The organism is Spirillospora sp. NPDC047279, from assembly GCF_040643285.1.
Taxonomy (GTDB): Bacteria; Actinomycetota; Actinomycetes; order Streptosporangiales; family Streptosporangiaceae; genus Spirillospora.
Genome location: NZ_JBEYUA010000003.1, coordinates 173,485 through 191,683, shown reverse-complemented (window position 1 = coordinate 191,683; position 18,199 = coordinate 173,485). Strand labels below are relative to the sequence as shown.

General features: G+C 72.7%; 15 protein-coding genes. 9 read left to right on the top strand and 6 right to left on the bottom strand.

Going from position 1 to position 18,199, the window contains the following annotated elements; all coding sequences use genetic code 11:
• Window positions 1-88: 88 nt before the first annotated feature.
• From ABZ810_RS08055 to ABZ810_RS08020, 8 genes are all read left to right on the top strand, one after another.
• Complete coding sequence (locus ABZ810_RS08055) at window positions 89-841, top strand: HAMP domain-containing sensor histidine kinase (RefSeq protein ID WP_358400732.1); 753 nt, start codon at window positions 89-91, stop codon at window positions 839-841.
• Window positions 838-1,491 (top strand): response regulator transcription factor, encoded by a 654-nt coding sequence (locus ABZ810_RS08050; RefSeq protein WP_358400730.1) that lies wholly within the window; start codon window positions 838-840, stop codon window positions 1,489-1,491. The genes ABZ810_RS08055 and ABZ810_RS08050 overlap by 4 nt, the downstream gene beginning before the upstream one ends.
• Before the next feature lie 125 nt (window positions 1,492-1,616).
• Window positions 1,617-2,498 carry a cytochrome P450 gene (locus ABZ810_RS08045; protein ID WP_358400727.1) on the top strand — a complete coding sequence of 294 codons (882 nt, stop codon included), beginning with the start codon at window positions 1,617-1,619 and terminating at the stop codon, window positions 2,496-2,498.
• An 88-nt stretch (window positions 2,499-2,586) separates the two neighbouring features.
• Entirely contained in the window at window positions 2,587-3,834 is a 1,248-nt protein-coding gene (locus ABZ810_RS08040; protein WP_358400724.1) for a sensor histidine kinase, read from the top strand.
• A complete protein-coding gene (locus ABZ810_RS08035) occupies window positions 3,831-4,496 on the top strand; it encodes a response regulator transcription factor (RefSeq protein ID WP_358400722.1) in 666 nt (221 codons plus the stop codon). Before ABZ810_RS08040 ends, ABZ810_RS08035 begins: the two co-directional genes overlap by 4 nt.
• Before the next feature lie 98 nt (window positions 4,497-4,594).
• A complete protein-coding gene (locus ABZ810_RS08030) occupies window positions 4,595-5,251 on the top strand; it encodes a response regulator (RefSeq protein ID WP_358400719.1) in 657 nt (218 codons plus the stop codon).
• A gap of 274 nt (window positions 5,252-5,525) precedes the next feature.
• Window positions 5,526-6,113, top strand: coding sequence for a DUF6230 family protein (locus ABZ810_RS08025; protein WP_358400716.1), 588 nt, complete (start codon window positions 5,526-5,528; stop codon window positions 6,111-6,113).
• Window positions 6,114-6,124: 11 nt separating this feature from the next.
• The gene (locus tag ABZ810_RS08020; protein ID WP_358400714.1) at window positions 6,125-7,375 is read left to right on the top strand and encodes a DUF6114 domain-containing protein; all 1,251 of its coding nucleotides are present in this window, start codon (window positions 6,125-6,127) and stop codon (window positions 7,373-7,375) included.
• Here the strand turns inward: ABZ810_RS08020 and ABZ810_RS08015 are convergent.
• The 3 genes from ABZ810_RS08015 to ABZ810_RS08005 all read right to left on the bottom strand — a co-directional run bounded on the left by ABZ810_RS08015 (window position 7,365) and on the right by ABZ810_RS08005 (window position 12,520).
• Window positions 7,365-8,852: a serine/threonine-protein kinase gene (locus ABZ810_RS08015; protein ID WP_358400711.1), complete on the bottom strand. Its 1,488-nt coding sequence runs from the start codon at window positions 8,850-8,852 to the stop codon at window positions 7,365-7,367. The two genes, ABZ810_RS08020 and ABZ810_RS08015, sit on opposite strands and share 11 nt — an antisense overlap.
• A 30-nt stretch (window positions 8,853-8,882) precedes the next feature.
• Window positions 8,883-10,586: a serine/threonine-protein kinase gene (locus tag ABZ810_RS08010; protein ID WP_358400708.1), complete on the bottom strand. Its 1,704-nt coding sequence runs from the start codon at window positions 10,584-10,586 to the stop codon at window positions 8,883-8,885.
• 80 nt (window positions 10,587-10,666) lie between these two features.
• On the bottom strand, window positions 10,667-12,520 hold the full coding sequence (locus tag ABZ810_RS08005) for a protein kinase (protein ID WP_358400706.1): 1,854 nt from the start codon (window positions 12,518-12,520) through the stop codon (window positions 10,667-10,669).
• Between the two features lie 179 nt (window positions 12,521-12,699).
• Here ABZ810_RS08005 and lysX point away from each other — a divergent pair, with 179 nt between their 5' ends.
• Window positions 12,700-15,993 (top strand): bifunctional lysylphosphatidylglycerol synthetase/lysine--tRNA ligase LysX, encoded by a 3,294-nt coding sequence (gene lysX, locus ABZ810_RS08000; protein WP_358400704.1) that lies wholly within the window; start codon window positions 12,700-12,702, stop codon window positions 15,991-15,993.
• Between the two features lie 45 nt (window positions 15,994-16,038).
• On the opposite strand, the gene ABZ810_RS07995 is transcribed toward lysX, so the two are convergent.
• The 3 genes from ABZ810_RS07995 to ABZ810_RS07985 form a co-directional block, all read right to left on the bottom strand.
• Window positions 16,039-16,587, bottom strand: coding sequence for a hypothetical protein (locus ABZ810_RS07995; RefSeq protein ID WP_358400702.1), 549 nt, complete (start codon window positions 16,585-16,587; stop codon window positions 16,039-16,041).
• A gap of 61 nt (window positions 16,588-16,648) precedes the next feature.
• Window positions 16,649-17,029 carry a hypothetical protein gene (locus ABZ810_RS07990; protein WP_358400699.1) on the bottom strand — a complete coding sequence of 127 codons (381 nt, stop codon included), beginning with the start codon at window positions 17,027-17,029 and terminating at the stop codon, window positions 16,649-16,651.
• 51 nt (window positions 17,030-17,080) lie between these two features.
• Entirely contained in the window at window positions 17,081-18,199 is a 1,119-nt protein-coding gene (locus ABZ810_RS07985) for a winged helix DNA-binding domain-containing protein (protein ID WP_358400697.1), read from the bottom strand.

Below are 18,199 nucleotides of genomic sequence, written 5' to 3'. Positions count from 1 at the left end.
CTGGTCGGTTGCGGTCAATTGACTGGACAGGCATGCCCTAATCGGGTGACGGTCATCATGGTGCTGGATTTACGGACGGGGGTCCTCCATGGACGACGGGCAGTCGCGGTCATCTCCGTCGGAAACGCCCGAATACGCCGCCGCGCTCATGGACGTGAGCCCGCGCGAGCCCGGGCCGGGGGACTCGGGGCTCTGGCGGCGGCGGCTCCGGCACGACATCAGGCACGAGCTCGGCACGATCATCATGCTGGCGTCCGCGGTGGCCGTCGCCGACGACATCGGCGACACCAGCCGTGAGCGCATCGAGCAGCTTCTCGGCGAGACGCGATGGCTCGACCACCTGATCCGCCGGCTCGACGAGGACGACGACGCCGACAGCGTCGTCACCCAGCCGATGGTCTGCCCGGAGCGCATCCGGGTGGACGAGCTGACCGCCGAGGTCGTCACCGGCATGCGCCTGTCGACCGCGCACGAGGTGGGCCTCGAAGGGGTCCCGGCCTGGGCCCACATGGACCCGGTCGCGTTGTGGCGCGCGCTGCGCAACGTCCTCGACAACGCCTGCCGGGTGGCGGCGGGCCGGGTCGACGTGCACGTCACCGTCGACCAGGGCTGGGTCACCATCCAGGTCGACGACGACGGCCCGGGGTTCGGCGCCGGCAAGGCCGGGCTCGCCTCGCTCGGGCTGGGCATCGTCCACGACCTCGTCTCCGGCTACGGCGGCAGTCTGGAGATCCGCACCTGCGAGATGGGGGGCGCGCGAGTCCGCCTGCTCCTCCCCTCCGCGCCTCCCCTGGAGATGGCCGACATGACGACGAGCGACGACTGGCGGCCGCATCCGTGAGGGTCGTCATCTGCGATGACCACGCGATGTTCGCGGACTCGCTGTCCCTGGTGCTCTCGGACGCGGGGCACGCCGTCGTGGGAGTGGCCTACTCCCCCGGCGACCTGCTCCCGGTGTTGGGGAGCAGGCGGGCCGACGTGTGCCTGATCGACCTGCAGTTCCCCGGCGGCACCGGCATCGACTGGATCCCGCGGCTGCGCGCCGTGGCGCCCGAGACGCGGTTCGTCGTGCTGACCGGCTACCTCGACCAGGAGGTCCTGGACGCCGGGCTCGCGGCCGGGGTCCGCGGGTTCGCCCACAAGGGGCAGCAGGCCGGCGACATCCTGAGCGTTCTGCGGCGGGTCGCCGACGGCGACGTGGTGGCCGACCGGGTCCTCCGGCGGGAGGCGGCCGGCGCCCGGCCGCGCAGCCAGGCGCAGAAGGTCGCGCAGTTCCTCACCCCGCGCGAGCGCGAGGTCCTCACCAGGCTCGCCCGCGGCGAGTCCACCCAGGCGCTGGCCAAGGCGATGGGCGTGACCCGCAGCACCGCGCGCAGCCACGTGCAGAGCGTGCTGAGCAAGCTCGGCGTGCACTCGCAGCGCGAAGCGGTGATCGAGGCGGCGCGGCACGGCCTGGTGAGCGTCGAGACCGGTGAGTGGCTGGCCGGCTGATCGTTCGACCGCGGCGGCGGCCGACGCCTTCCGGAACGTGTGTGTTGCCCGCATGCCACGGCCGAAAGCGGACATAGAGGGGAGAGCCGGGACGGGTTAACTTCCGCATAGGAAGAGGAGGTCCCATGCCTCAACGACGAGGCGCGCTGCCCATCTCCGACGCCGAGGTCGTCAACTGCCCCGACACGTACGCCCGCGGCGTCCCGTACGACTGCCTCGACCGCCTGCGCACCAGGACGCCGGTGGTGTGGCTCGACGGGCGGTTCGCCGACGAGCCGGGGTCCTGGGCGGTGCTGCGTTACACCGACGTGCGGCGCGCGCTGTCGCGGCCCGAGCTCTTCACCCCCGTCCCCTGGGAGTCGCTGCACGGCCCGCGCCCCGATCCCCCGGACGCCGACGCGGAGTCCACCGCGATGCTGATCGACATGGACCCGCCGGCCCGCGCCCTCCTCGGCCGCGTCCGGCGCACCGGCGCCGACCTCGTCACCGACGTCCTCCACGAGATGCCCGAGACGCTGCGCAACACCGTCGCGGGCGGCGTCCACGCCCTCCTCCGCAATCCCGACCAGTACGCCAAGCTGCGCGCCGGCCACGGCGACGAGGCCCTCATCGACAGCGCCGTCGAGGAGATGCTCCGCTGGTGGACCCCCGTGACGCAGATCCGCCGGCTGGTGCGGCGCGACACCACGATGGGCGGCGTCCCGCTGCTGGCCGGCGAGCAGATCGCGCTCTGGCTCACCGCGGCCAACCACGACGCGGACGTCTACACGCAGCCGGGCCGGTTCCTCCCCGAACGGTTCACCGCCGACACCCCGCGGCATCTGGCCTTCGGGCACGGCGTGCGGGGCTGCCTGGGCGGCGTCCTGGCCCGCGTTCACCTGCGCGCGATGCTCGCGGCGATCCTCGAACGGCCCGGCCGGCTCGAACCCGCCGGTGAGCCCGTCCTGACGCGCTCCACCGCCCGGCGCGGCTTCGACCGCCTCCCGGTCCGCTGGCGCGACGACTGAGCCCGACGCGGCGTACGCCTCCGGGAGTATCCGGGGACGCGCCTCTGAGCCGACGCCGAGCCCGGTGCGGGTGACCTACCGTGCAGGAATGAGCACCTCGGAGCCGCATCGTCCGCGCTGGCCGCGCCCGTCCGAATGGCCGGTGTGGGTCGTCCCGCTGCTGATCCTGCCGTTCCAGATCATGGGCTCCCTGGGCGTGCAGCGCGGCAGGGAGGGGCACGGACCGCCGTGGATGCAGGACCAGCAGGGCCCCCACTTCGAGGGCACGACGCTCAACGTCCTCGGGTTCGCGCTGCTCGTCGCCGGGCCCGCGCTGCTCCTGCTGCGCCGCAGATACCCGCGCGAGACGCTCCTCGGCGTCGGGGCGGTCACCGCCGCCTACGCGCTGGCCGCCTTCCCGCTCGGCCCGATCTTCCTGTCGCTCTGCGTGGCGATGGTCGCCGCCGTCGTCGGCGGGCACCGGCTGCTGGCCTGGGCGGGCACCTTCGGCACGCTCGCCGGCCTGCTGCTGGTCGCGTGGATGCTCGGCGACGACCCGCTCCCGGTGGACGAGCCCACTATGGAGAGCTCGGTCATGGTGGTCGCCTGGGCGCTGGTGGTGCTCACCGGCGCCGAGCTGGTGCGGATGCGCAGCGCGCAGCTGGCCGAACGGGCGCGCACGCGGGCCGAGGAGGCCCGGCGGCAGGCCAGCGAGGAACGACTCCGGATGGCCCGCGAGCTGCACGACGTCCTGGCGCACAACATCTCCATGATCAACGTGCAGGCCGGGGTGGCGCTGCACCTCATGGACGACGACCCGCGGCAGGCCAGGACCGCCCTCGCGGCCATCAAGGAGGCCAGCAAGGAGGCGCTCACCGAGATGCGCTCGGTGATCGGCGCGCTGCGGTCGGAGGGCGAGAGCGCGCCGCGCTCCCCCACCGCCGGGATGGCCCGGCTGGAGGAGCTCCTCGACCGGGCGCGCAACGCCGGGCTGCCGGTCACGTCCAAGGTCGAGGGCGAACCGCGGCCGCTGCCCGCCGGGACCGACCTGGCCGCGTACCGGATCGTGCAGGAGTCGCTGACCAACGTCGGCCGCCACGCCGGTTCCGGCCCGGTGACGGCCGAGGTCCGGATCGCCTACGGTGAGCACGAGATCTCCGTACGGATCGACGACGACGGCCGCGGTGTCTCCCTGCTGGACGACCACGCGGGCGGCACCGGCAGCGGCATCCGCGGCATGCGCGAGCGCGCCGCGGCGCTGGGCGGGACGTTCTCCGCCGGGCCCCGGCCGGGCGGCGGCTACCGCGTGGAGGCCACGCTGCCCATCGCGGACGAGCCCGGAAGGGACGCACAATGATCAAGGTGCTGCTGGCCGACGACCAGGTACTGGTGCGGGCCGGGTTCCGGGCGCTGCTGGACGCCCAGGCCGACATCGAGGTGGTCGGCGAGGCGAGCGACGGCGAGGAGGCGGTGGCACAGGCCCGCCGGCTGCGGCCCGACGTCATCCTCATGGACATCCGGATGCCCGGCCTCGACGGCCTGAGCGCGACCCGTCAGATCGCCTCCGACGAACGCCTCGACGACGTGCGCATCGTCATCCTCACCACGTTCGAGCTGGACGAGTACGTGTTCGAGGCGCTGCGCAACGGCGCCGGCGGGTTCCTGGTCAAGGACACCGAGCCGGTCGAGCTGATCCACGCCGTCCGCGCGGTGGCGGCGGGCGACGCGCTGCTCTCCCCCAGCGTCACCCGGAGGCTGATCTCCGAGTTCGCCACCCGCGCCAAGGAGCCGGCGCCGTCGCCGCGGCTCAACGCGCTCACCGAACGGGAGCGCGAGGTCATGACGCTGGTCGGCGAGGGGCTCACCAACGAGGAGATCGCGGCCCGCCTGGTGGTGAGCCCGGCGACCGCGAAAACCCACGTCAGCCGTACGATGGTCAAGCTCGGCGCGCGCGACCGGGCGCAGCTCGTGGTGTTCGCCTATGAGTCGGGGTTGGTGAAACCGGGCTGGCTGTCCTGAAATTCTCACTCTGCGCGGAAAACGTGTCACGGGCCGCCAGGACGTGACAGGGTGGATTCCCTAGTTGCACACTTGTCGGCAGCGAGGGGAGGAGCTCGGTGCCGAACGACACGAAGATCCTCGCGGTCGACGACCGCGAGGAAAACCTGGTCGCCCTGGCCGCCGTTCTCGATTCGCTGCCGGTCACGGTGGTGCCCGCGACATCGGGGCATCAGGCCCTGCGGGAGTTGCTGCGCGACGACTTCGCGCTGATCCTGCTCGACGTCGTGATGCCTGAGATGGACGGGTTCGAGACGGCCGGGCACATCAAGAGCCGGGCCCGCACCCGCGAGACCCCGATCATCTTCCTCACCGCCGCCGGATCCGACGGCGACCAGGCGTTCCGCGGCTACGAGGCGGGCGCCGTCGACTACCTCACCAAGCCGTTCGACCCCTGGCTGCTGCGCGCCAAGGTCTCGGTCTTCGTCGAGCTGCACCAGCGCAACCTCCAGCTGCGGCGGCAGGCCGCCGCGCTGCGCCACGCCATCGCCGAGGACACCGGCGCGCCCTCCTGCGAGCAGCTGCTCAAGCGCCTCCACCAGCGCATCTCCCTGATCGAGGACGAGCTCGCCCAGGCCCGCGCCGCGACCCCCGCCGGCGCCGCGCCCGGGAGTCTCGACCGCATCGAGGCCCACGCGGCCGAGCTGCGCGGCACCCTCGACGCGCTGCTGGTCGGCGCCGGCCCCGAGCCCGGCGGCCCTGCTCCGCTCCGCTGACGCCGCCCGCGGTATCTCGTCGACCGGTCTGAACGGCCGTGCCGTGACCGGATCTCGTCACTGTAAGTGACTGCTTTCGGAGTGACCGGAATGCGGTCCTATTGACGCCATGTCGAAGATCTTCGCAGGTCAGAGGCTCAAGATCTTTACCTGGGCGACCCGGTTTCGGGTTTTGCGGAAGTAAGTACTTGGGGGTAACTTCGCTCCAGTTCGTCACTTAAGTGACGGGCGTCACCTGTGTCCGTTTCGGACGTACCCTCCCCCTGGAGTGCACATGAGCAAGACCCCCGAGGCCCCCCTCGGCCGCGTGCGCTGGAAGCGGCTCGCCGCCATCGCCGCCCCCGCCACCCTCGGCGCCGGCGCGCTGCTCTTCATGACCGCGTCGGGCACCATCGCCTCGTCCTTCGCCGTCTCCGGCAGCAGCTTCAAGGTGAAGGCCGACTCGCTCGACGGCAAGGGGTTCGTCCAGTACGGCGGTGTCGACCACCAGGCGGACGGCACCAAGATCCCCGTGCAGGTCTCCGGCATCAAGAGCGCCACGATCCGCAACATGTGCCAGTCGGTGAAGGTCGGCCCGGTCACCCTGCGGCTCACCGCGGGCACCGGCAAGACCCCGGTCAGCGCCACCGACCTCACGCTGGACGTGGCGCAGCTGGACGCGGACGCGGTGTTCGAGAACATCGAGATCGGCCGCGACGCCGGCACGCTGGACAAGGGCAACGGCAAGGGGGCGGCGGGCATGTTCGGCCAGCAGGCCGACGAGGTCCACCTCAAGAACGTCCGCCAGGTCGCCTGGGCGACGACCGCCGGCACCTTCAAGCTGAGCAACCTCAGCATGAAGCTCGGCGACGAGTGCTTCTGAGAGTTCCTTCCATGACCAACGCCGAACCTCACGGGTTCCGCCGGTGGAGGCGGACACGTCCCTTCTGGGGGGGCGTGTTCGCCGTCCTCGGCGGCATCGAGCTCATCGCGATCCCGCTGGCTCCGATGCCGGTGACGATCCACCAGGGCATGGCGGGCGTCGCCAGCTGGCTGATCGGCGCCCTGCTCGTCGTCGCCGGTGCCCTGCTGTGGTTCCAGCCGGCCCAGCGCAGCTTCTTCGGCATCCTCGCCGTGCTGCTGTCGCTGGCCTCGTTCCTCACCTCCAACTTCGGCGGCTTCCTGCTCGGCATGATCCTCGGCCTGGTCGGCGGCGCGATCGGCTTCGCCTGGACGCCGGTGGCGCGCCGGACGGAGCCGGAGGCGCCCGAGGACAGGCGCGTCGCGCCCGTGGACGACCGCACCCGGGTGCACGGCTACGTGCTCGACCCGAAGCCGGCTCCCCTGCCGCCCGCGCCGCAGGCGGTCCCGCCGAGCTTCGGCAACGGCGCTCAGGGCCCGCAGGGCGGCGCCCGGCACCGGAAGATGATGGCGTTCGCCGTCCCGGCGCTCCTGCCCGCCGTGCTGGGCGTGCAGTTCCTCGCGCCCACCCCGTCCCCCGAGACGACTCCGGCGCCGTCCACGAGCGCCTCGGCGGCGCCGACGGCCGAGCCGGCACCGTCCGGGAGCGCCTCCCCGGCCCCGAGCGCGTCCGGGGACACTGAGAAGCCCGGGAAGACCGGCGAGAAGTGCCCGGAGATCCCCAAGGACACGTCCGGCCTGTCGCAGGCGGAGGCGGGCAAGCTGCTCGAGCGGCTGAAGGACGCCGAGGACCCGCAGGCCTGCCTCGGAGACGGCAGGGCCGGATCGGCGGCCGGCGGCTTCACCACGTACGGCGAGCACGGCACGCTGCGCGCGAGCTCGCTGACGATGTCGGGCCTGAGCTACGACGGCGTCGCCGAGCTGGACAGCGCCAAGGGCACCGTGCGCGCGCTGAAGTTCACCATGAGCAAGGCCGTGCTCAAGGACGTGGACCAGACGAGCGGGCGGACCGCGCTGAAGACGCCGAGCCTGACCCTGGACGACGGCGTGGTGATGTACACCACCAAGATGTCGTCCAAGCTGCTGGGCATCCCGCTGGTCTTCACGCCCGAGCACCCGCCGCCGCTGACCCTGCCGTTCATGGTCATGACGGACGTGGTGAGCGAGCGGCCCGCGGTGCGGGCGGGCGGCGCCACGATCGACGCCCTCGGCATCACGGCCTGAGGCCGGCCCCCAGCGCCGCGGACCGGTCGTCGTACCGCACGACGGCCGGCCCCGGCAGGGACGAGGTGCTGAGCTTCTGGCGCAGGATGAACGCGCCGGTGAGGACGGCCACCACCACCACGATCACCGCGATCGTGACGATCACGATGGTCCTGGTGCGCTGGGCCCGCCGCACGGCCGACGGGTCGAGCGGCTGCGACCACTTCGACGGCTGCGCCTCCCAGGGCGACCGGTCGCCGTGCTCGGCGGGCGGCGGCGACCAGTCGGTCTCGAGCAGGGTCCGCGCCTCGGGCTCCGGTGCCGGATGCCTCGGCGGCCGGTCCCGCGGCTGATGGTCCCGCGGCTGGTGGTCGTGCTGCTGGTGATTCTCCGGCTGGTGGTCCGCCGGCCGGTGGCCCTGCTGCCGGCTCGGCGGTGGTTGCCCGCCCGGCGGCTGACGGTCCCGCTGCGCCCGGTCCTGCGGGCGGCGGTCCTGCTGCTGGTGGTGCTGCGGCGGCTGCCAGGAGGAGGCGGGCCGGCCACCCGAGCCGGAGTCCTCACGGGTGGCGGCCTCGAACCCGGCCGGGTCGAGCACGGTCTCGGCCGCCGGGTCGGGCTGGACCGGCCCCCGGCGCGAGGGCTCGTCCATCACGGTCGCGTCGGTCGTCGTGCGCGGCGCCTCCGCCGGCATCGTGGCGACCTCGGTCAGCAGCGGCAGCGCCTGCGGCCCGGTCATGCGATGGCGCGGCTCGCGAGCGAGCAGCCCCTCCAGGACGCGCGACAGGGCGCCGGCGTTGCGCGGCGGCGGCACCGGCTCGCTCAGGGCCGCCGCGAGCGACGACATGGCGTCCGAACGTTCGTAGGGCGAACGGCCCTCCACGGCCGCGTAGAGCGTGGCGCCGAGCGCCCACAGGTCGGACGCGGGCACGGCGCGCTCGCCCTGGGCACGTTCCGGCGGGATGTAGGCGGGCGAGCCCATCACCAGGCCGGTCTGGGTCAGCGTCGCGTCACCCTCGACCTGGGCGATGCCGAAGTCGGTCAGGACCACCCGCCCGGCATCGGTGATCAGCACGTTGCTGGGCTTGACGTCGCGGTGCAGGATGCCCTTCTCGTGGGCGTGCCGCAGCGCGGCCAGCATCTGCAGGCCGATCTCGGCCGCGTGCCGCGGCGGCAGCGGCGCCTGCTCGATGAGGTCCTGCAACGAACGGGCCCGGACCAGCTCCATCACGATCCAGGGCCGGCCGCCCTCCTCGACGACGTCGTGCACGGTGACGACGCCGGGGTGGCTCAGCCGGGCCGAGGCGCGCGCCTCACGGAAGGTGCGCTCGTACAGGACATCCCGCTCGGACAGGCTCAGGCCGGGCGGGAGCACGACCTCCTTGACCGCGACCTCGCGGTCGAGCATGACGTCGTAGGCGCGCCACACGGTGCCCATCCCGCCCCGGCCCACCACCGCGTCGAGGCGATAGCGTCTGCCGAGCAGATGACCCTCTCCCATGGCTGAATGGTCCCCCGGTCTCTAGGACAGTCACACCCGGAGACTGTCGAGCACATTGTTCACGGTCTTGCGGTAGTCGTTCCACCGCGATTCGGGAACGGCCACCACGACCGAGATGGGACCCGTGCCGGTCACCATCCCCCGGTTGACCGCGTGCATCACCCGGTCGCGCCCCCAGGTGTACTCGAGGTCCGCCGCGCGCCGCTCTCCGTTGATCTCCACGTCCCGCAGGTCGAGGCTCCGGAAGCCCGGCAGCTCGTTCTTGCTGACGACCAGGCCCGCCCACTCCCTGTGGTGCCGCCTGGGGTCGCCCGTCCAGGGCGTGGTGTCGAACTGCACGTACGCCTTGGTGACGGGATCGCTCCAGAACGTGCTGTTGCCCTTGCGCCACTGCCGCCACCCCACCGGGACCTTGAGGCGCTGCCCGTGGAGGGCGACCGAGGTCAGCGGGACCGGGGCCTCGCCGGCCGGGCTCGTGGCGGTGCCGCTCGGGCTTGCACTGGCCGAGGCGGTGACCGTCGGGGTGGTGGCGGTCGGGGTGGTGGCGGTCGGCGTGCCGCTCTCCCGTGCCGCCGTCTTGCCGCCGCCGTCACCGTCGTCGAGCGCGACGAAACCGGCCGTGAGCACGGCTGCCGCGACCAGCGCGACCGCGCCGCCGATCAGGAGCGCACGCCGCGCGCCTCGGCCGCGCCGTCGCACGCCCCCGTGGACCGTGTCGGCCTGTGGCCCGCCGCCCTGCGTCACGCCCTCCTGGGCCAGGCCGGCCCGCGACGCCTCGCCCTGCGCCCCGCCGCCCTGCGCCCCGCCGCCCTGTGCCGTACCGGCCCAGGCCATGGCCTCGTGCGGGGAGGGGGCGGGAGTGGTGAACGCGGCAGGGGCGAAGGTCTCGGCCGCGGGGGCGCCGGGGGCCTGCCGGCCGGCCGCGATCTCGGCGAGCGCGGTCTCGGCCCGGGCGCCGTTCATGCGCTGCGTGGGGTCCTTCGTGAGCAGCGCGGCGATCACCGGGGCGAGCGGCCCGGCGTTGCGCGGCGGCGCCCCGCGGTCGGCCAGCACCGCGGCGATCACGGCCATCGCGTCGGCGCGGGCGTAGGGCGAGCGGCCCTCGACCGCCGTGTACAACGTCGCGCCCAGCGCCCACAGGTCGGACGCGGGCGTGGCGCGCTCGCCGTTGAGGCGTTCGGGCGACATGTAGGCGGGCGACCCCAGCAGCCCGCCGACCGCGGTCAGGGTGGTGTCGCCGGAGATCTGCGCGATGCCGAAGTCGGTCAGGACCGCCCGGCCGTCCGCGGCGATCAGCACGTTCGCGGGCTTGACGTCACGGTGCAGGATGCCGATCGCGTGCGCCGCGCGCAGCGCCCGCACCACCTGGCGGCCGATCTCGGCCACGCGGGGCGGCGGCAGCGGGCCGTCCTCGGTCACCACGTCCTGGAGCGAACGGGCCGCCACGAGCTCCATGACGATCCACGGGCGGTCGTCCTCGTCGACCACGTCGTGGACGGTGACCACGCCCGGATGGTTGAGCCGCGCCGAGGCGCGGGCCTCGCGGAGCGTGCGCTCGTGGCGTTCGTCGCGGTCGGAGTCGCCGCCCGCCCCCTGGAGCAGGACCTCCTTGACCGCGACGTCGCGGTGCAGCATCTCGTCGCGGGCACGCCACACGGTGCCCATGCCGCCGCGGCCGACCACCGACACGAGCCGATAACGGCCGGCCAGCAGCCGCTCGGTACCCTGCGTCATACCGTCCCTACCGCCATGGAGTGCGACCTTACCGACCCGGGCCGTCAGATCGGAACAGATGCCTCGTCACGGCATTACGATCAGTCGTCGTCCGGGGTGAAGTGGGAGTACACGGGGGCGAGGTCGGCGAAGGTCTTCGACCAGTCCTTGTCGGGCGCGTAGAGGACGATCGCGTAGCCGGTCCCGTTCATGACGAAGCCCCGGTTGAGCGCGTGCATCCGCCGGCCGCCGCGCTCGTACGTCCACTCCCAGTCGGCGGCCTTCTTGCCGGTGCGGTCGGAGATCGGCTCGCCGTCGGTGACCGGCGCGATCTTGATCTCCTTGTAGCCGGGGAACCGCCCCTCGGCGCTGGGCGCGTAGTCCTGCCAGTCCTTCAGCGCGCTCGAGCTGGGGTCGTCGGTCTGGTCGACCTGGATGCTGCTGACGCCGTCCGGGGCCTCGAAGAAGACGCTGGACGGGGAGGAGCTGCGCTTCTTCGCGCCGCTCCAGTCCTTGGGGACGGCGATGTGGAAGCCGGTCGGGTCCTTGTGCAGGCGGAAGCCGGCCGGGAGCGCGCCGGGCGCGGGCGAGCTCGCCGACGGGGACGGCGAGGCGGGCGTGCTCTGCCTGGACGTCGCCGGGGTGCTCGGCGGCGCGCCCTTCGGCTTGCCGTCGTCGCCGGTGTTGGCGAGCGCGAACCCGACGATGGCGACCAGCACGACCGCGACCACGCCGACGACGATCAGCGCGTTGCGGCTGAGCGGCAGCGCGGGGCTCCGGGCCCCTCCGGCGGCCGGCGGCCTGCCGACGGGCTCGGTCGCGGGCGGCAGGTGGACGCCGCGCACCTCCTCGGCGGGCGTGGACGCCGCGGGGCGGGCCGGAGCGGGCGTGACGCGCGTGCGCGCGTCGGCCGCGGGCGGCTCCGGCTCGTCCTGGACGGTCTCCGCGCCGTCGTAGGCGTGCTCGTCCTCACGTTCGTAGTCCTGCTCGTAACCCTGCCGGTACTCCTGCCGGTAGTCGTCGGCCCGCGCCTCCGGCTCGGCGTACCCCGGGGTGGCGGTGGCCGCCCCGGCCATCAGGTCCTCGAGGTCGACCTCGACGGCGAGGGTGCGCTGGGTGTCGATGGTCTCGCGGCGGACGATCTCGTCGAGCAGGCGGCCCGCCTCGATGGCGTCCATCCGCTGGTCGGGGTTCTTGGCCAGCAGGCCGTCGATGACCGGGGCCAGCCGCCCCGCGTTGGCGGCGGGGTCCGGCTCGTCCGAGATGATCGCGACCAGCGCGGCCATCGGCTCGGCCCGTTCGAACGGGGACCGGCCCTCGACCATCGCGTACAGGGTCACGCCGAGGGACCACAGGTCGGACGCCGGGCCCGCGGTGCGGCCGCGGGCACGTTCGGGCGCGATGTACGCGGGCGAGCCCATGACCAGGCCGGTCTGGGTGAGGGTGGCGTCGCCGGTGGCGGTGGCGATGCCGAAGTCGGTCAGGATGGCGCGGTCACCGCGGGTGACCAGCACGTTGCTCGGCTTGACGTCGCGGTGCAGCACGCCCGCGTCGTGGGCGGCGTGCAGCGCGGCCAGCATCTGGCGGCCGATCTCGGCGGCGCGGCGGGGCTCCAGCGGCCCCTCCTGCTTGATGACCTGGTCGAGGGACCGGGCGTGGATCAGCTCCATGATGATCCAGGGCCGGCCGTCCTCCTCCACGACGTCGTAGACGGTGACGACCCCGGGGTGGCCGAGGCGGGCGGCGGTACGGGCCTCACGGAAAGTGCGCTTGTATTGAACGCTGCGTTCCTCATCGGTGAGACCATGCGGCAGGATGACCTCCTTCACCGCAACGTCACGACCGAGGACCTCATCGTGAGCCTGCCAGACCGTGCCCATGCCACCGCGACCGACCTGGGTCACCAGGCGGTAACGGCCAGCGAGCAACCGCTCCCCGGTGGTGTCATTCGGCATATCCGCGACCATACCGACTTTTGCTAACAACCTTGGACTCAGGCCCGTAAGCCCAGCCCCTCACCTTAACGACGCTCATGTGACCTTCGAGGTTCGCCGACGTTGCTGATCGACAGAAGCGTGATGCCGTGACACCCGGTACAAATAAGAGACCAAGGCCGAACCGCGACGGGGGGACGATGGCGGAGACGGGCCTGCGCCATGGCTGGCAGCGCCTCATCGAAGCCGTTCCGACCGGCTTCTTCTGGTACACGCGCCTGTCCGGGATCCTGTCCCTCCTCGCCTGGGTGTCCTACGGGCTGATCGAAGACCTGCTGGAGTTCTGGGCACTGCGGTGGCTCAAGTTCCTCTTCATCATGCCGAGCGTGCCGGTCGCGCTGATGTGGATCCTGCTGTCGATGGGGGTGCGGCGGCGCAAGAAGGCCGCCTGGCGGATCCTCCTGCTGATGTACGGCTTCTTCGCCGCGGTCAGCACCCTCGGGGTGGCGGCGAAGTTGTCCGACCCGGGCGGCCAGGATGCCACGCTGGTGGTGCTGACCGTCACCGCCGTCCTGTATTGCGGCGTCGTCACCCTGCTCGTCGCGGCCCGCGGCCAGTTCACCACCGTCCCCGACCGGGCCAACCGCCGGGTGGCGGCGATCGTCTTCTCGCTGCTGCTGATCGTCACCGGCGGCGTCGGCACCATCCTGGTGACGCTCACCGACCGCGACCCCGAGGGCGGCTTCTGGACGCACCCGGCGTACGCGCTGGCGCAGACCGTCCTCGGCCCCCGGGTGACCGGCAAGCCGATCTCGGTGTCCGTCCCGCTCTGGGTCGACGGCATCCTCTGGATCCTCGGCACCGGCCTGCTCCTCGTCACGTTCTGGGCGCTGTTCAAGCCTGGCAGCCGGCACACGGTGCTCGATCCGGACGAGGAGGTGCGGGCGCGGGCGCTGCTGGCCGAGCACGGCGACCAGGACTCGCTCGGCTACTTCGCGCTGCGCCGTGACAAGGACTTCATCGCCGCACCGAACGGCAAGGCGGGCATCGCCTACCGGGTAGAGGGTTCGGTCTCGCTCGCCAGCGGCGACCCGCTCGGCGACCCCGAGGCGTGGGACCAGGCGATCGACGCCTGGCTGGGCGAGTGCCGCAACCACGCGTGGATCCCCGGCGCGGTGAGCGTGAGCGAGCGCGGCGCGCACGTCTACCGGCGGCACGGGTTCGACGCGCTGGAGCTGGGCGACGAGGCGATCATCGACCTCACCGACTTCAACCTCGAAGGCCGCGAGATGCGGCAGGTCCGCCAGGCCGTGCGGCGCGTCGAGCGGGCGGGCTACACCGTCCGCATCCGGCGGCACTCGCAGATCCCCGACTGGGAGATGGCCAAGCTCATCCGCAACGCGGACGCTTGGCGCGGCGAGAACACCGAACGCGGCTTCTCGATGGCGCTCGGCCGCCTCGGCGACCCGACCGACGGGCGCTGCGTGATGCTGGAGGCGTTCGACGGCAAGGGCGACCTGCGCGGCCTGCTGAGCTTCGTGCCGTGGGGGCGCGCGGGCCTGTCGCTCGACCTCATGCGGCGCGACCGGTCGGCGGAGAACGGCCTCAACGAGTTCATGGTCGCCAAGCTGGCCGAGAAGGCCGCGGCGGTCGGAGCGCAGCAGCTCTCGCTCAACTTCGCGATGCTCCGGGCGGCGTTCGAACGCGGCTCGCAGATCGGCGCCGGCCCGATCGCCCGCGTCTACTACCGGATGTTGTCGTTCGCCTCGAGGTTCTGGCAGCTGGAGTCGCTGTACGTCTCCAACTCCAAGTACAGCCCGCTCTGGTATCCGCGCTACATCTGCTACACGCAGAGCCGCGACCTGGTACGGCTCGGCCTGGCCTACGCCCGCGCCGAGGGGTTCGTGCCGAGCTTCAACCGGCCCAAGCTGGAGCGGGTGGCCAACGCGGCGCCGCCCGCCTGGCTGGTCGCCAAGATCAAGGAGATCGAGGAGGCGGCCGACGCGGCCCGCGCGCCGCAGCGCCGGCTGTCGGAGCAGGAACGGGTCCGGCACGCCAAGCTCGCCGACATCCGCGCGGCGGGGATGGAGCCCTACCCGCTGGGGTTCGAGCGCACCGACTTCGCCGCCGACGTGCGCCGCCGCTTCGCCGGCCTCGCGCCCGACGTCCGCACCGGCGAGGAGGCGGCCGTCGCCGGCCGGGTGGTGCTGGTCCGCCGGCACGGCGGGCTGATCTTCGTGACGTTGCGGGACGAGACCGCGGACCTCCAGGTCATGCTGACCGCCGACGCCCTCGGCACCGCGTCGTTGAAGTCCTGGAAGGCGCTCATCGACCTCGGCGACCAGGTCGGCGTGCGCGGCGAGGTCGTCGCGTCCAAGCACGGCGAGCTGTCGCTGCTGGCGTCCGCCTGGAAGCTCACCGCCAAGTGCCTGCGGCCGCTGCCCAACAAGCGCAGCGGCCTGTCCGACCCCGAGACCAGGGTGCGGCAGCGGTACGTCGACTTCATCGTCAACGACGAGTCACGCGACATGCTGCGGGTGCGCGGCGACGCCGTCGCGGCGGTGCGCGACGGGCTGCGCGCCCGCGGCTACCTCGAGGTCGAGACGCCGATGTTGCAGCCGATCCACGGCGGTGCGGCGGCGCGCCCGTTCACCACCCGGATCAACGCCTACAACATGCAGCTCTACCTGCGGATCGCGCCCGAGCTCTACCTCAAGCGGCTGCTGGTCGGCGGCGTCGGCAAGGTCTTCGAGCTCAACCGCAACTTCCGCAACGAGGGCGTCTCGCAGAAGCACAACCCCGAGTTCACGATGCTGGAGGCGTACGAGCCCTACGGCGACTACGACACCATGGCCGAGCTCACCCGGAGCCTGGTAGTCGACGCGGCCAAGGCGGCGCTCGGCACCAGCGTGGTCGTGCGCGACGGCGTCGAGTACGACCTGGCCGAGCCCTGGCGGGAGATCACCGTCTACGGCTCGGTGTCCGGCGCGCTCGGCGAGGAGGTCACGCCGGACACCCCGCTCGCCCGCGTCCAGGGGCTCGCCGAGAAGGCCGGGCTCAACTTCGCTCCCGAATGGGGTCAGGGCAAGGTCGTCCAGGCGCTGTTCGAGGCCCTGGTCGAGGAGGAGCTCATGGCGCCCACGTTCGTGCGCGACTACCCCGCCGAGACCTCGCCGCTCACCCGGCCGCACCGCGACGAGCCGCGGCTCGCCGAGAAGTGGGACCTCATCGTCTTCGGCCTCGAGCTCGGCACGGCCTACTCCGAGCTCATCGACCCCGTCCTGCAACGGCAGCGGCTCACCGAGCAGTCGCTCCAGGCGGCGGGCGGCGACCCCGAGGCGATGGAACTGGACGAGGACTTCCTGCGGGCGCTCGAATACGCGATGCCGCCCGCGGGCGGCATGGGCATGGGCATCGACCGGCTCCTGATCACCCTCACCGGGCGCAGCATCCGCGAGACCATCGCGTTCCCGCTGGCCCGTCCAGGCTCCTGAGCCGCGCTCGGAGGGCTCGGTCGGAGGGCTCGGTCGGAGGGCTCGTCAGAGGGCGCGCGGGCCGGGGCGCAGGCCGTAGGCGGCCAGCCAGCGCCGGGCCAGTCCGCGCTCGCGCTCCTCGCCCGCCGGCGCCCGGCCGTCCGGCGTCACGCCCACCCAGCGGTCGGGGTCGTAGCCCGGATCGCCGGCGTCGAAGGACTCCGCCTCGCCGGCCGGCAGGACGTCGCCGTGCCGCAGGTCCACCACGAACGGGCCCGGCCCGAGACGGCCCGACAACGCGCCCGCCAGCTCGCCGAGATCGACCGGCACCTCGGTGAGCCCGGCGCCGGTGCCCGCGCCGAGCGCCTCGGCCAGCACCGCGGCCAGCTCGGCGTCACCGGCCTCGCCGCGCGCGTTGAGCGCCTGAAGGCACTTCTCGGCCAGCGGCCGCGCCTCCGGGACCCGGCGGGCCAGCGCGGCGGCGAGCACGTCACCCGCGTACTGCAGCACCGGCTCCAGCGGACGGGTGCGCAGCACCTCGACCCCGGCCGCACCGTCCCGCAGGCTCGCGGCCCCGCGCAGGACCGCCAGCGCGCCCTCGTCCCAGTCGGTCACGACTCCTTTGTACAGAAGCATCGTCGCCACCGAGGACGTGTGCGGAAATTCACCGACACGCTCAGCCGGCGGGCCGCTTGTCCTCCACGTGCACGATGGTGAGGCCGTGCCCGTCACGGTCGCGCTTGGACCTGCCGAGGAGCCCGATGACCACGTCTTCGGGCGAGCCGATCTCGTCCGGGGACACGTAGTTGAGGACGTCGTCGTGATGCCCGTAGACGACCCAGCCCGGCGCCGCCTCCAGGTCGATCGTGCCGAAGTCGGCGGCGGGGCTCCCCACGTGGACGGGGCCGTACTCGCGCAGGATCTCGGTGGCCTGCGCCGCGAGGTCGCCCTCCGGCTCCATCAGGATGACGCAGGTGCCGTTCTCGAACAGCACCCAGGACTTCTGCTCCCCCAGGATGATCTGACGCCACACCTCGACCATCTCGATCGTCTCCACGGGTCGGATCATGCCGTACGCCACTGACAGCGGCATCTCATTTGATCGCGGTCAGACGACCCCGAAACGGATCTCCGGCGCCTCCGCGCCCGGGTGGGCGAACGCGAGCAGGTCAACGGCCTCCGCCTCGATCGCGGCACGTTCGCCGGTGGCGAGCTCTCCGAACGACTCGATGGTGAGGACGGCGGTCTCCGCGCCGCCCTTTTTCTCGCCCTTCCGCTTCCTGAGCGTCCAGACGGCGCGGACGTGGCCGTCGACCAGCACGGTCGCCTTGACCCAGGCGCCCACGCAGATGTACTTGCGCTGCTCGTCGGTCATCACCCGGGTGCGGTCGGCGTACGCGAGGAGGAGGTTGTCGAGGTCGGGCAGGAAGCGCACCGGTGCGGGCACGTCCGGGTCGGGCAGCGTCGCGTCCGGCAGGTCGAACACCTCCACGCCGTTCTCGTCGCGGTAGGCGCGCAGGTCCAGGCGGGCGAAGGCCTCCTCGGCGCCCTCCCGCCGGCGGACGCCCGACCACATCTGGAAGTCCTTGACCGAGGCCGGGCCGTGGCCTTCGAGGTAGCGGCGGACGAGCTCCTCCAGGGCCGCACCCTCCTCCAGCGGCTTGCCGAGCCAGTCCTCGGGGAGGGCGAACGGGGTGGCGCCCCAGGTGTTCCAGGTGCCGCTGGGCGGAGGGTGGACGACGGGCACCAGCGCCTGCACCGACCAGCCCAGGGCGAGGGCCTCCCGGTCGGGCCACCGCTCCTGGAGCTCCCGCGCGATCTGGGGCCGGGTGAGCGTCCGTCCCGCGAGCCGGTCGCGCGCCTCCCCGGCCAGCTCGTCCAGGTCCCAGTCCTTGGTGACGCGTCCGAAGCCGGCCTGGCGCATGCGCAGGACGCTCGACTGGAGGAGGGGCCGGACCCAGAGGAAGTCGGCGGCGGTCAGCATGTGCTGAGTGCCCCGCAGGACGGACGACCGGGTCACCTGCCGCTCGTACATCAGGTCGGTGAGGGCCTGCTGCCGGAAACCCTCCAGCCGTGACCAGAGGGTGAAGTAGGGCAGGTTGCAGTCCTGGGCCTGGAGTGCGACCAGCCGCTCCATCGCGGCGGGCACCGGGAGGCGGGCACGCGCGAGCAACATCTGGCGGTCGAGCGCGGCCCGGTTGAGCACGCGGCGGCTGAGGGCGTCCAT

Bases quoted from the DNA above. Each gene is read 5' to 3' on its own strand.
- ABZ810_RS08055 (WP_358400732.1), top strand. From the start codon at position 89: ATGGACGACGGGCAGTCGCGGTCATCTCCGTCGGAAACGCCCGAATAC.
- ABZ810_RS08045 (WP_358400727.1), top strand. From the start codon at position 1,617: ATGCCTCAACGACGAGGCGCGCTGCCCATCTCCGACGCCGAGGTCGTC.
- ABZ810_RS08040 (WP_358400724.1), top strand. From the start codon at position 2,587: ATGAGCACCTCGGAGCCGCATCGTCCGCGCTGGCCGCGCCCGTCCGAA.
- ABZ810_RS08035 (WP_358400722.1), top strand. From the start codon at position 3,831: ATGATCAAGGTGCTGCTGGCCGACGACCAGGTACTGGTGCGGGCCGGG.
- ABZ810_RS08025 (WP_358400716.1), top strand. From the start codon at position 5,526: ATGAGCAAGACCCCCGAGGCCCCCCTCGGCCGCGTGCGCTGGAAGCGG.
- ABZ810_RS08020 (WP_358400714.1), top strand. From the start codon at position 6,125: ATGACCAACGCCGAACCTCACGGGTTCCGCCGGTGGAGGCGGACACGT.
- ABZ810_RS08015 (WP_358400711.1), bottom strand. From the start codon at position 8,852: ATGGGAGAGGGTCATCTGCTCGGCAGACGCTATCGCCTCGACGCGGTG.
- ABZ810_RS08010 (WP_358400708.1), bottom strand. From the start codon at position 10,586: ATGACGCAGGGTACCGAGCGGCTGCTGGCCGGCCGTTATCGGCTCGTG.
- ABZ810_RS08005 (WP_358400706.1), bottom strand. From the start codon at position 12,520: ATGCCGAATGACACCACCGGGGAGCGGTTGCTCGCTGGCCGTTACCGC.
- lysX (WP_358400704.1), top strand. From the start codon at position 12,700: ATGGCGGAGACGGGCCTGCGCCATGGCTGGCAGCGCCTCATCGAAGCC.
- ABZ810_RS07985 (WP_358400697.1), bottom strand. From the start codon at position 18,199: ATGGACGCCCTCAGCCGCCGCGTGCTCAACCGGGCCGCGCTCGACCGC.